Origin of the sequence: Couchioplanes caeruleus (genome assembly GCF_003751945.1) — a bacterium.
Taxonomy (GTDB): domain Bacteria; phylum Actinomycetota; class Actinomycetes; order Mycobacteriales; family Micromonosporaceae; genus Actinoplanes; species Actinoplanes caeruleus.
In genome coordinates, this window is record NZ_RJKL01000001.1 from 6,164,447 (window position 1) to 6,176,699 (window position 12,253).

Annotated in this window: 14 protein-coding genes; 8 read left to right on the plus strand and 6 right to left on the minus strand. The window is 72.1% G+C overall.

Annotation, left to right across the window (positions count from 1 at the left end; translation table 11 throughout):
* The first annotated feature begins 3 nt into the window (after positions 1-3).
* Positions 4-1,734: a DEAD/DEAH box helicase gene (locus EDD30_RS27645; RefSeq protein WP_071805833.1), complete on the plus strand. Its 1,731-nt coding sequence runs from the start codon at positions 4-6 to the stop codon at positions 1,732-1,734.
* A gap of 166 nt (positions 1,735-1,900) precedes the next feature.
* Here EDD30_RS27645 and EDD30_RS27650 read toward each other — a convergent pair whose 3' ends face one another.
* Together EDD30_RS27650 and EDD30_RS27655 are read right to left on the minus strand one after the other, a co-directional pair.
* Entirely contained in the window at positions 1,901-2,140 is a 240-nt protein-coding gene (locus EDD30_RS27650) for a DUF7455 domain-containing protein (protein WP_071805837.1), read from the minus strand.
* Between the two features lie 613 nt (positions 2,141-2,753).
* Positions 2,754-4,328 (minus strand): RNA polymerase sigma factor, encoded by a 1,575-nt coding sequence (locus EDD30_RS27655; protein WP_123678536.1) that lies wholly within the window; start codon positions 4,326-4,328, stop codon positions 2,754-2,756.
* A 254-nt stretch (positions 4,329-4,582) separates the two neighbouring features.
* Between EDD30_RS27655 and EDD30_RS27660 the strand changes: the two genes are divergently transcribed.
* The gene (locus EDD30_RS27660; RefSeq protein ID WP_244945419.1) at positions 4,583-5,401 is read left to right on the plus strand and encodes an inositol monophosphatase family protein; all 819 of its coding nucleotides are present in this window, start codon (positions 4,583-4,585) and stop codon (positions 5,399-5,401) included.
* Between the two features lie 19 nt (positions 5,402-5,420).
* Here EDD30_RS27660 and EDD30_RS27665 read toward each other — a convergent pair whose 3' ends face one another.
* A complete protein-coding gene (locus tag EDD30_RS27665; RefSeq protein WP_071808586.1) occupies positions 5,421-5,960 on the minus strand; it encodes a LytR C-terminal domain-containing protein in 540 nt (179 codons plus the stop codon).
* 377 nt (positions 5,961-6,337) lie between these two features.
* Between EDD30_RS27665 and EDD30_RS27670 the strand changes: the two genes are divergently transcribed.
* Both EDD30_RS27670 and EDD30_RS27675 read left to right on the plus strand, forming a co-directional pair.
* Positions 6,338-6,634: a DUF4193 domain-containing protein gene (locus EDD30_RS27670; protein WP_023561654.1), complete on the plus strand. Its 297-nt coding sequence runs from the start codon at positions 6,338-6,340 to the stop codon at positions 6,632-6,634.
* A 155-nt stretch (positions 6,635-6,789) separates the two neighbouring features.
* A complete protein-coding gene (locus EDD30_RS27675) occupies positions 6,790-7,641 on the plus strand; it encodes a hypothetical protein (RefSeq protein WP_244945420.1) in 852 nt (283 codons plus the stop codon).
* 3 nt (positions 7,642-7,644) lie between these two features.
* Here the strand turns inward: EDD30_RS27675 and EDD30_RS27680 are convergent, their stop codons facing one another.
* A complete protein-coding gene (locus EDD30_RS27680) occupies positions 7,645-8,130 on the minus strand; it encodes a DUF3093 domain-containing protein (protein WP_071808587.1) in 486 nt (161 codons plus the stop codon).
* A gap of 51 nt (positions 8,131-8,181) precedes the next feature.
* Between EDD30_RS27680 and dut the strand changes: the two genes are divergently transcribed.
* From dut to EDD30_RS27700, 4 genes are all read left to right on the plus strand, one after another.
* Positions 8,182-8,775 (plus strand): dUTP diphosphatase, encoded by a 594-nt coding sequence (gene dut / locus EDD30_RS27685; RefSeq protein ID WP_071808588.1) that lies wholly within the window; start codon positions 8,182-8,184, stop codon positions 8,773-8,775.
* Between the two features lie 20 nt (positions 8,776-8,795).
* Entirely contained in the window at positions 8,796-9,512 is a 717-nt protein-coding gene (locus EDD30_RS27690) for a DUF3710 domain-containing protein (RefSeq protein WP_071808589.1), read from the plus strand.
* Positions 9,513-9,647: 135 nt separating this feature from the next.
* On the plus strand, positions 9,648-10,028 hold the full coding sequence (locus EDD30_RS27695; RefSeq protein WP_071808590.1) for an OB-fold nucleic acid binding domain-containing protein: 381 nt from the start codon (positions 9,648-9,650) through the stop codon (positions 10,026-10,028).
* On the plus strand, positions 10,025-10,804 hold the full coding sequence (locus EDD30_RS27700) for a DUF3159 domain-containing protein (RefSeq protein WP_084557288.1): 780 nt from the start codon (positions 10,025-10,027) through the stop codon (positions 10,802-10,804). Before EDD30_RS27695 ends, EDD30_RS27700 begins: the two co-directional genes overlap by 4 nt.
* An 83-nt stretch (positions 10,805-10,887) precedes the next feature.
* Here the strand turns inward: EDD30_RS27700 and EDD30_RS27705 are convergent, their stop codons facing one another.
* Both EDD30_RS27705 and EDD30_RS27710 read right to left on the minus strand, forming a co-directional pair.
* On the minus strand, positions 10,888-11,562 hold the full coding sequence (locus EDD30_RS27705) for a potassium channel family protein (RefSeq protein WP_071808591.1): 675 nt from the start codon (positions 11,560-11,562) through the stop codon (positions 10,888-10,890).
* A 2-nt stretch (positions 11,563-11,564) separates the two neighbouring features.
* Positions 11,565-12,230 carry a potassium channel family protein gene (locus EDD30_RS27710; RefSeq protein WP_071808592.1) on the minus strand — a complete coding sequence of 222 codons (666 nt, stop codon included), beginning with the start codon at positions 12,228-12,230 and terminating at the stop codon, positions 11,565-11,567.
* Positions 12,231-12,253: the final 23 nt, after the last annotated feature.

Consider the following 12,253-nt stretch of genomic DNA (forward strand, 5'->3'; position numbering starts at 1 on the left):
CGCTTGAGCCCGCCGTTGCCGAATCTCGAGACGTTCCCGCCGCTGCGCGACTGGCAGCGCAAGGCGCTGGTGCGTTACCTGCGCAAACGTTCCCCCGACTTCATGGCGGTGGCGACGCCGGGCGCCGGCAAGACGACCTTCGCGCTGCGCATCGCGGCCGAGCTGCTCTGCGACGGCACGGTCGAGGCGGTCACGGTGGTCTGTCCCACCGAGCACCTGAAGACCCAGTGGGCGAACGCGGCGGCCCGGGTGGGCATCCAGTTGGACTCGGCGTTCCGCAACTCCGACGTGCACAGCGCGCGCGACTTCCACGGGGCGGTGCTGACGTACGCGCAGGTCGGCATGGCGCCGGCGGTGCACCGGCGGCGCACCATGACCCGTCCGACTTTTGTGATCCTCGATGAGATCCACCACGCCGGCGACTCCCGCACCTGGGGCGACGGCGTCAAGCAGGCCTTCGACGAGGCCGAGCGGCGGCTGATGCTGACGGGCACGCCGTTCCGCTCCGACGACAACCCCATCCCGTTCGTCGAGTACGAGCGCGGCGACGACGGTCTGCAACGCTCCCGCTCCGACTCGGTGTACGGCTACAGCGACGCCCTGCGCGACGGCGTCGTCCGGCCGGTGATCTTCCTGGCGTACTCGGGCGAGACCCGCTGGCGCACCAGCGCGGGCGACGAGCTCGCGGCCCGCCTGGGCGAGCCGATGACCAAGGACCTGATCGCCCAGGCCTGGCGCACCGCCCTGGACCACCGCGGCGACTGGATGCCACAGGTCATGCGGGCCGCCGACGCCCGGCTGTCCAAGCTGCGCGAGCACGGCATGACGGACGCGGGCGGCCTGGTCATCGCGAGCGACCAGCAGACCGCCCGGGCGTACGCGAAGCTGCTGGAGACCATCACCGGCGAGAAGACCGTGGTGGTCCTCTCGGACGACCAGGGCGCGTCGGCGCGGATCGCCGAGTTCGCGGTCTCCGAGCAGCGCTGGCTGGTCGCGGTCCGGATGGTCTCCGAGGGCGTCGACATCCCCCGCCTGGCCGTCGGCGTGTACGCCACCAGCGCCTCGACCCCGCTCTACTTCGCCCAGGCGATCGGCCGCTTCGTGCGCGCCCGCCGCCAGGGCGAGACTGCCACGGTGTTCGTGCCCAGCGTCCCGCATCTTCTCGGCCTGGCCAGCGAGATGGAGGTGCAGCGCGACCACATCCTCGGCGCCCCCAAGGACCCGGACGGCCTGGACGACGCCCTCCTGGAGCGGGCACAGCGGGCCGAGGACGCCGCGGGCGAGCTCGAGAAGCGCTTCGAGGCCCTGTCGGCGACGGCGGAGCTCGACCAGGTGATCTACGACGGCGCATCGTTCGGCACGGGAGCCCGGACGGGCACGCCCGAGGAGGAGGAATACCTGGGGCTGCCGGGCCTGCTGACCCCGGACCAGGTGGCGGTGCTGCTGAGCAAGCGCCAGTCGGAGCAGATCGCGGCCCGGAAGCGCGCGGCGGCGACCGCGTCCGCGGACGCGGTGCCGGCTCCCCGGGAGCCGGTGGCGACGATGAGCGCCGCGGAGCGCCGGGTGGCACTGCGCCGTCGGCTGAACGCCCTGGTCGCCGCCCACCACCACCGCACCAACCTGCCCCACGGCAAGATCCACGCGGAGCTTCGGCGGTTGTGCGGGGGGCCGCCGAGCGCCCAGGCGACCATCGAGCAGCTCGAGGAGCGCATCGCCACTATCCAGACCCTCTGAGCGGCTTTGTCCCGCTCGGGATGGTGGGCGAGGGCAGGCGGACGCTCCGCGGGCGCGAGCGGCACCTCTGAGGCCTTTTGCCGGGGCTTCTCACCCGCCCGGGGGAGCTGGCCCGGGCATGAAAAAGGGCGTCCCGGTCCGGGACGCCCTTTCGCTGCCTATGGGGTTAGTTGGAGTTAGACATCATTTCCGCACCGCGCCACGTGAACTCGGGGTCGGCGGCATACTGCACCGCGATCTTCACCAGGTCCTCGGCGTACCTGTTGGCGTGGTGTCCGCAGAACACCAGCTCGCCGCCACCAGCCAGGGTCAAACGGAGCTTCCCGGCTGCATTGCAGCGGTCGCACCGTTCATCGGCTGCTGTTCCGGCCACGCTTCCCGCCGGCGGCGTGAGAGTCGGGGTCATCGCCTTCCTCCTCTGGTCGTCACCGATGAACATGTTCCTCGGCTAATGCTCACCCATCGTGCAACACCGTTGGCCATTGCAGCCTTCCCACAGTGCCCCGGGGGGACCCAAGTCACACGTGGTCGGGCTAGTGTGCCGTGCCCCAAGGGTGCCACGTCAACGATCACTTCTGCACAACGGTCTGGTCACCACCCGATGATGTACGGGTAGTGACCAAAAGAGCACATACTGTTGACTACTTGACCCGTTTTCCGGTATTGATCAAGGTGTCCGTGTCCGGTTCCGGACAACAGATCTCGAGCCCGGCCGGACCCCGTCCGCCCGGGCCCGTCGAGCCGGCCGGCGAACCGGAGATCCTCCGGCCGAGATCGCCCGTCCGGCCGAGTCCCGCCGGCCGGCTTTCCCGTGGCTGTCCGTGTCTTCGCCCGCCGGCGCGGTCGGCGTACCACCGCGGCGCCGGCGAGTGCGCGGCGCTGGGTGCGCTGCGGCGAATGTGCGGCGGCGGGTGCGTGGGCTGGGCGCGCGGCGGTGAGTGCGCGCCGGCAACGGCGGAGCGGCGCGCCATATGGCGCGCCGCTCCGGACGTTCATCGCGTGCTCGGGCGTGGCCCGGCTCAGTCCAGGTAGTCGCGCAGCACCTGCGAGCGCGACGGGTGCCGCAGCTTCGACATCGTCTTCGACTCGATCTGGCGGATCCGCTCGCGGGTCACCCCGTAGACCTGGCCGATCTCGTCGAGGGTGCGCGGCTGGCCGTCGGTCAGGCCGAAGCGCAGGCGGACCACGCCCGCCTCGCGCTCCGAGAGCGTCTGCAGCACCTGCTGGAGCTGGTCCTGCAGCAGCGAGAAGGAGACCGCGTCGACCGCGACGACCGCCTCGGAGTCCTCGATGAAGTCGCCGAGCTGGCTGTCGCCCTCGTCGCCGATGGTCTGGTCGAGCGAGATGGGCTCCCGGGCGTACTGCTGGATCTCCAGCACCTTCTCCGGGGTGATGTCCATCTCCTTGGCCAGCTCCTCCGGAGTGGGCTCGCGGCCCAGGTCCTGGAGCAGCTCGCGCTGGATGCGGCCGAGCTTGTTGATGACCTCGACCATGTGCACCGGGATGCGGATGGTGCGGGCCTGGTCGGCCATGGCGCGGGTGATGGCCTGGCGGATCCACCAGGTGGCGTACGTGGAGAACTTGTAGCCCTTGGTGTAGTCGAACTTCTCGACCGCGCGGATCAGGCCCAGGTTGCCTTCCTGGATGAGGTCCAGGAACGCCATGCCGCGGCCGGTGTAGCGCTTCGCGATGCTGACGACGAGGCGCAGGTTGGCCTCGAGCAGGTGGTTCTTGGCCCGCTCGCCGTCACGGCCGATCCAGCGCAGGTCGCGCTCGAAGTTGCGGTCGAGCTTCTCCTCGCCCTCGTCGCAGGCGCGCAGGCGCTCGGCGGCGTACAGCCCGGCCTCGATGCGCTTGGCGAGCTCCACCTCCTGCTCCGCGTTGAGCAGCGGGACCTTGCCGATCTGCTTCAGGTAGGCGCGGACCGAGTCGGCCGAGGCGGTCAGCTCGGCGTCGCGGCGCGCCTGCTTGAGCGCCTCCGACTCCTCGTCGTCCCACTCGAAGTCGCCGTCGGTGGCAGAGCTGGCGGCGTCGCTGGCGGCGGCCTGCACCATCGCGGCGGGCTCCTCGACCACGACGTCCTCGAGGTCGGCGGCGAGTTCCTCGGGATCGATCTCCTCGCCGTCGCCGGGCTCGCCCTCGCCCGGAGCCGCGCCCTTCGTGGCCTTGGTCGCCTTCGCGGGACCGGCGGCCTTCTTGGCCGGACCGGCCTTCTTCGCCGCGGCCTTCTTGGCGGGAGCGGCTCCGGCGTCGGAGGCGTCGGCGTCGGTGGCCGCCTGCTTCGGTGCCGGGGCGGCCTTCTTGGCCGCCGGGGCGCGGGTGGCCTTGGCGGTGGTCGCCTTCGAGGCGGGGGTCGCGGCGCGCGCGGCGGCCACCCGGCGGCGGGTGCTGGCCGAGCCGTCCACGACGACCGTGACGCCCGCGTCCACGAGGGCGCGGAGGATCTTCTTGGCCTGGGCCGGGGTCACCTCGGCGGACTCGACGGTCTGCACGACCTCGGCCGACGTGATCTGCCCGCCCGCACCCTGAGCGTGGGCGATCAGGGCCTCGGTGAGAGAGCGAACGTCGGCACCGGTCTGGTGGGCTTCTGTCACGAATGACCTTCCGGAGGGCGATGTAACACGGCCAGGGGCCCAGCGCAGCACGGGGCGAAACGAGGCTGGCCGGTGTGGTGTGGGAGCCAGCGGAACGCGAACGGGACTTGCAGGCGGTGTCCGTGTAGCGCGGGCAGGGGTGAATTGTAGCGCCGTCGAGCGAGATCCTCCCGCCGCAGCACGCCGCGGGGGGTCGCCTACCTCTCTTCGTGCACCGGGCGGGAGAATGGTAGCCGCTGGAAGGGCGGTGGGAAGTGGCCGAGAACGCCGAGGTGCCGGCGCCGGAGGAGTTGCTGGCGATCGCCGTACGGATCGCGCGGGAAGCAGCCGGGACGGCCCGGCGCATGCGCGCCGAGGCGATCGTCGATGTGCAGACCAAGAGCACCGACACCGACGTGGTGACGGCGGCCGACAAGGCCGTCGAGCGCGAGGTGGTCGAGGCGCTGCGACGCCTGCGGCCGGACGACGGCGTGTTGGGCGAGGAGTACGGCGGCAGCGCCGCGCCCGCCGGCCGGGTGCGCTGGATCCTCGACCCGATCGACGGCACGGTGAACTACCTCTACGGCCTCCCGCAGTACGCGGTGTCCCTCGCGGCCGAGGTGGACGGCGTCGTGGTGGCCGGAGTGGTCCGCAACGCCGCGACGGGCGACGAGTGGACCGCCACGCGGGGCGGCGGCGCCTGGCGCGGCGAGCGGCGGCTTCAGGGCTCCGTACGGGCGTCTCTGGACCAGGCGCTGATCGCGACCGGCTTCGGATACGACCCGGCGCGGCGCGCGCATCAGGGAGCCGTGCTGGCGACCCTGATCACCCGGGTCCGGGACATCCGCCGCTTCGGCGCGGCGTCACTGGACCTGTGCCAGGCCGCCGAGGGCGGGGTGGACGCCTACTTCGAGAAGGGGCTGCACGCCTGGGACCATGCGGCCGGGGGCCTGGTCGCCGCCGAGGCGGGCCTGCGGGTGTCCGGACTCGACGGACGTCCGGCCGGTGAGGACATGCTCGTGGCCGCCCCGCCGGCGCTCTTCCCCGCCCTGCATGACGCGCTCGTGGAGCTGGACGCCGCCGGCGGTCCCTGACGGCCCGGCCGGGCGACGCTCAGGAGTCCTTCTTGTCCGGTGCCGGGCAGGCGCCCGGTGGCACCTGCGGCTCGCCGAGCTCGACCAGCGACTGGTTGACCTCGGTGGTCGTGGCGAGCTGCTGGAACTCGCTGCCGATCACGATGTCGACCACCCCGCCCTTGCGCTTGGGGTTGTATTGCACATCGGCCTGGTTCAGGAAGTACGCCCGCAGCAGCCACGCCGAGCCGACCGCCTCCGGGCCGTACCGCATGACGGCGACGCCGTCGACCTTCTTGTTGTTCTCGGCGGGCTTCTGGGTCTGGAAGCGCCGGTTCTTGAACTCGTTGGTGACGTTGTCGGCGAGGCCGGGCTGGTCGGTGCCGTTGTAGACCTTGACCGTGACCTGCTGAGGAAGATCCGGCAGGGTCACGTTGGCCATGACGGAGCCGTCGGGGCACCCGCCGTCGGCCACCGTGCCACCCTGGGTGTCGCGGACCAGCGCCACGACGACGAAGACCACCGCGGCCACGGCGAGTACGCCGACCACGACGAGCGCTCGGACGCGCGCAAAGCTCATGGTGCAGTACTCCAGGGTGAGGTCGGGCTCGGCGACGGAAGGGTCTGCGGGTGAGGTTAGCGTCTACCCCCGACGCGCGCGGAAACAGGGAATGTTTCCGGCGCGGCGACGATGATCCACGCGCTGTGCCCCCTACCTTGATGTCGCCTCAGTCACATCGGGAACAATTGGCCGCCCATGGACGTACAAGCGTCCCACTGGGGCGGTAAGGTGCCGCGTTTGCCGGGGCAGTTTCACGAGGGGGTGGAGGCGCCTCGGCGGACGGTCGTTCCCTGCTGTCTGGGCCAGGGAGAAAAGTCCGTCACAACGGGAACCGAAACGTCGTCGCCGGCGTTACTTACGCCAAGTGACACATCGATACAGGAGAGTGAAAACCGATGGCCACCGACTACGACGCCCCGCGTCGCGACGAGGTCGACCTCGGCGAGGACAGCCTCGAGGAGCTCAAGGCCCGCCGCGCCGACTCGCAATCGGGCGCAGTGGACGTCGACGAGGTCGAGGTGGCGGAGAGCTTCGAGCTCCCCGGTGCCGACCTGGCCGACGAGGAACTCACCGTCAAGGTGCTGCCGATGCAGACCGACGAGTTCCGCTGCGCCCGCTGTTTCCTCGTGCATCACCGCAGCCAGCTCGCGGTCGAGCGCAACGGGGAACTGATCTGCCGCGAGTGCGCCTGATCGGCGCGCCCGCCGTGCAAGCCACCCGGTCGTCGGCGACGACCGGGCGTCGTGCGACCCCTCCGCGGGGCGGGCGCGCGGCGTGTGACCCGTGTGTCCGCCTGTGTCACTGGGTAGAGGGTCACTGACGGCAGACGAACGGGAGGTCGACCACCATGAGCCGCCCAGACGAGAACTCGGCATCGACCGCAGAGCCGGGGCGTGAGCTCATCGAGGTCGACCCGGCACCGGCGCCGGCACGCACCGATGCCGTACGCCCGGAGCCGGATCCCGCCGTCGACGACGGCATCGGCGCCACCGTGGCCGCGCTCACGGCTGACGACCTGGCGCCGGACAAGCGGCGGCATCTACTCGGCCGGCTGGTCGGCGACGTACGCCGGCGTGGGCTGGGCCGGCTGTTCCGCCCGCGGGCGGCGCTGCGCTGGATGGCCGACGTGGTCGCCGACGTCGCCCCGCACGTGCCGATCCGAGATGTGGATACTCTGCGCCGCCATCACGACGGGCTCGACGGCGACGAACTCGCCGAGCGCCTCGTCCGCAACGCCTCCCGGGCCACCGCCGGGGTCGGGGCGGCAGGCGGCGGCGTGGCCTCGCTCGAATGGGTCGCCACCCCTGCGTTGCTCTCCGCGCCGGTGCTGCTGGCCGCCGAGACGGTCGCCGTGGTCGCCGTCGAGCTGAAGCTGATCGGCGAGCTGCACGAGGTGTACGGCCGGCCGATCACCGGTTCCGCCGGCCAGCGGGCCACCGCGCTGATCCAGTCCTGGTCCGGCCAGCGCGGCGTCAACCCGCTGGTCCCGGGCGTCGGGATCGCCACCGTGCTCGGCACCGCGGCCCGCAAGGAGCTGCAGGCCAGCCTGCTGCGCCGCTTCGGGCGCAATCTGACCACGCTGGGCCCGCTGCTGACCGGTGCCGCCGTGGCGAGCTATCTGAACCGCCGGGCCACCCGGAACCTGGGTGACAGCCTGATCAAGGATCTGCGCAAGAAGCGCCCGGCCCTTCCCGCCTAGCGCTCAGCCGTTGCGGCGCGCCGCCAGGAGCGCGGTCGCCAGCTCGACCGGACGCCGGGTGCTGATCACCCAGAACGGGGTGGGATCCGCGGGGTCGTCGAGGACGACCTGCACCGCGCCCCGGATCCACGGGCGCTGGATCACGAACGCCAGCGGGTGCGAGCCGACGCCGAGCACCTCGCGCCGGCCGTCCGCGTCCAGCGCCACCGCGTCCGCGACGGCCGAGACCGGCAGCCGGGCGTCGTCGACCCGGAGCTCGGTCGCCGTGACGGCGATCCGGATGCGTCCCAGCCACCACGGGAGCAGCGCCGAGAGCGGCAGCAGCACCACGAACGGCACCCAGGCCCGCAGCCCGTCGCTGCCCATCCAGATCTCGGTGGCGAGCAGGCCGCCGAGACCGGCGGCCGCGGGCCACATCCACCAGGGGGCGTGCAGCCGCTCGGCGTACGCGGCGGGCTCGGCCGTGCGTGCGGAGGGCTCGGATGTCACGCTGGTGAGGGTACGGCGCGCCTCCGTCCCCGATGACGGCAGGATGGCAGGGTGGGTGCCGCCCGATCCGATCGACGTGAGGAATTTCCGCCCGTGAACATCCAGGTCCGTCTCCTCGACCCCGGCCTGCCGCTGCCGGCGTACGCGCACCCCGGCGACGCCGGCGCCGACCTGTACGCGGCGGAGAGCGTGGAGCTGGCGCCCGGGACGTGGAAGTGCGTGCCGACCGGGATCGCCATCGCGCTTCCGGAGGGGTACGTGGGCCTCGTACACCCGCGCTCCGGCCTCGCCGCTCGCCTGGGTGTGACGGTGCTCAACGCGCCCGGTACGGTCGACGCCGGTTACCGCGGCGAGATCCTCGTGAATCTCATCAACCACGACCGGGAGCGCACGGTCGCGATCTCGCGGGGGGACCGCATCGCCCAGTTGGTGGTCCAGCGGGTCGAGCGGGCCGTGTTCGAGGTCGTCGAGGAGCTCGACGGCAGCGCGCGCGGCACGGGCGGCCACGGCTCCACCGGCGGCCACGTGGCGCTGCCCGAGGCCGGGAACGGCCACGTGGCGTTGCGCGAGGCCGGGAACGGCCGCGTGGCGCTGCCGGAGCAGGGCGTCGGGGCCGGGCCGCTGCCGGCGCAGCAGAATTTCTAGATCGGGAAGGTGGCAAGCAGATGTTCTCCCGCAAGCGCGGAGGCCCGCGGCACGTACGCCCGGACGACACGCCCCAGTCGTCGGCGCTCGCCCAGAGCATGGGTGATCTGCCGCCGGCGCCCGACTTCGGCCCCTGGGACAGCACGCAGGCGCCCGGTGGGGTCCAGCGCCTCGACCTCGGCAGCCTGCTGATCCCTGCGGTCGAGGGCGTCGAGGTGCGGGTGCAGGCCAACCCGGAGGGCGGTGTCGAGCAGATCGTCCTGGTGCACGGCAACAGCGCGTTGCAGCTCGGCGTCTTCGCCGCGCCGCGTTCCGAGGGCATCTGGGACGAGGTTCGCGACGAGATCGCCGGCGCGATGAAGGCGGACGGCGCCGCGCCCCGCGAGGTGGAGGGGCCGTACGGCACCGAGCTCGCGGCGCGGGTGCAGACCCCCGACGGCCCGGCGGACGTCCGGTTCGTCGGCGTGGACGGGCCGCGCTGGATGGTCCGCGCCCTGTTCCAGGGGCTGGCCGCCGCCGACCCGGCGCAGGAGGGCGTGCTGGGCGAGTGCCTGCGGGGCCTGGTCGTGGTCCGCGACAACGAGGCCAGGCCGGTGCGCGAGGCGCTCCCGCTGCGCCTGCCCCGGGAGATGTCCGAGGCCGCCGAGCAGCACGCGCACGACCATGAGGACCCGACGCCGCCGGACGCCCCGCCGCACCAGGAGATGCCCGGAGCGAACGGGCGCCACGCACACTGAGATCAAATTCCCGGCCCGTGACGTGGGTCACCTGGTGCGCTTCCGGCGTACCGTGGACGGACGGTCCCTGATCACACTGGGGGCCGTCCTCCGGTACCCCCGCCGGCGGAATCGCGGACAGAGGCGGCACGGGTCATGACGACCGATGAGCGCACCACCGGACTGCGCCGGTTCCTGGAGCGGCTGACCGCCTCCGAGGCGGAGCTGGACGCCCAGGAGCTGCAGCGCGACAGCGCCAAGTGCGGCGCGGTGCCGGCCGGGCAGTGCCAGCGCGGCCAGGTCGTCTCCGTGTCCGGGCGACTGCGCACGGTGGCGTACACTCCCCGCACCAACCTGCCGACGCTCGAGGCCGACCTCTACGACGGCAGCGACGTGGTCACGCTGGTCTTCCTGGGCCGTCGCTCGATCGTCGGCATCGAACCCGGGCGTCAGCTCACCGCGCGCGGCAGGATCGCCATCCGGGACGACCGCAAGGTCATCTACAACCCGTACTACGAGCTGGAGGCGCCCCGGTGACACCCGGCAGCGAGCCCCGTCACGCCGCCCACGAGACGGTGGAGGAGCGGGTCGCCGAGGAGGTTGTCGAGGAACTCGACCTGCATCCGGTCGAGGAACCTCTGCCCTCGATGAGCGAGCAGATCGCCGAGCAGTTGGGCGGGGTCCGCGGACTCATCGAGTCGAGCCTGCCGGTGCTCGTGTTCGTGGTGCTCAACGTGCTGCTCGGGGACGCCGTCCTGGACCTGCCGAAGAAGACCGCGCTCTACTGGGCGATCGGCGGCAGTGTGGGCTCGGCGCTGGCCATCGGGGCATACCGGCTGAGCCGCAGGCAGCCGATCCGGCACGCGGTCAACGGCATCTTCGGCATCGCGGTCGGCGCCTTCCTGGCGTGGCGCACCGGCGACGCCAAGAACTTCTACCTGCCGGGCATCCTGCTCACGCTGGGGCAGGTGGTCCTGCTGATCGGATCGGTCGCGGTCCGCCGCCCGATCATCGGGTACGTGTGGGGCGTGCTGGCCAACGGCGGGAAGCACGACTGGTTCGACAACCCGCGGCTGTTCCGTACGTTCCAGTGGCTGACTCTGCTCTGGGCGGCCTCGCTCTTCGTGCGCGCGGGCGTGCAGGGCTGGCTCTGGCTCGCCGACGAGGCCAACGCGATCGGCATCGTCCGCATCCTGATCAGCTGGCCCATCTACGCGGCGACGTTCGCCTTCACCGCCTGGGCCGTGCACCGCGTGACGGCGGCCCAGGCGGCCGAGAAGGCGGCCGCCGACAAGGAGCCGGCCGGCGCCTAGCCGGCGCGCCACCGTCGGCCCTCCGCGGGCCTACCGTCGGCCCTCGGCGCGGGCCCTCCGCCGGTCCGCCGGCGTCGGGTCGGTCAGCCCAGCTCGCCGAGCTTGCCGAGGACGACCGCCCGGACCGCGTCCTCCACCTCGGTGGTGCAGACGAAGATGAGCTCGTCGCCGGCCTCGAGCGGGTCGTCCGGCGTCGGCACCAGCACCCGCTTGCCGCGGAGCACGGCCACCAGCGCCGCGTCGCGGGGCATGGGGATCGAGCGGACCGGCTGCCCGACGTACGGGGCGTTCGCCGGCAGGGTGATCTCGACGAGGTTCGCCTCGCCCTGCCGGAAGGTCATCAGGCGGACCAGGTCGCCGACCGTCACCGCCTCCTCGACCAGGGCCGCCATCAGGCGCGGCTTGCTCACCGCGACGTCGACGCCCCACTGCTCGGTGAAGAGCCACTCGTTCTCGGCCCGGTTCACCCGGGCCACCACCCGGTTGACCGCGAACTCGGTCTTGGCCAGCAGGGACACCACCAGGTTGGCCTTGTCGTCGCCGGTGGCGGCGACGACCACGTCGCAGCCCGCCACGTCGGCCTCCTCGAGGCTGCTCACCTCGCACGCGTCCGCCAGCACCCACTCGGCCTGCGGGACCCGCTCGGGACGCAGTTGGCGCGGCTGGCGTTCGATCAGCATCACCTGATGGCCGTTGCCGATGAGCTCACTGGCGATGGACCGGCCGACGTTGCCGGCGCCCGCGATGGCGATCCGCATGATCAGTGACCTCCCAGCCCGGAGCTCGCGGCCGCCGCGAGGACCTGATCGACGATGTCGTCGGTGACCAGCACGAAGACCTGGTCGCCGTCCTGGAGCACGGTGGAGGGCGAGGCCAGCGAGCCGATGCCGAAGCGCATCAGGTAGGCCACCCGGGTGCCGAGGACGTCCTCGAGCGAGGTGAGCGACCGGCCCACCCAGTCGCGGTGCAGCGGCGCCTCGACGATCGAGACGGCGCTGGTCGGGTCGCGGAACACCTCGACGGTGCCCTCGGGCACCAGATGCCGGACCATGCGGTCGGCGGCCCAGCGGATCGTCGCCACGGTCGGGATGCCGAGGCGTTCGTAGACGAGCGCGCGGCGGGCGTCGTAGATGCGGGCGACGACGCGCGACACGCCGTACGTCTCGCGGGCCAGCCGGGCCGAGATGATGTTGGAGTTGTCGCCGCTGGAGACCGCCGCGAAGGCGTCCGCCCGCTCGATGCCGGCCTGGCGCAGGACGTCGCGGTCGAAGCCGATCCCGGTGACGGTCTCGCCGCCGAACTCGGCGCCGAGCCGGCGGAAGGCGTCGGAATTCTGGTCGATGATCGCGACCGAGTGGCCGCGGGCGTCGAGCTTGTGGGCCAGCGTCGAGCCGAGCCGGCCGCAACCCATGATCACCACGTGCAAGGTTCTCGTGCCTCCCGCCGGAT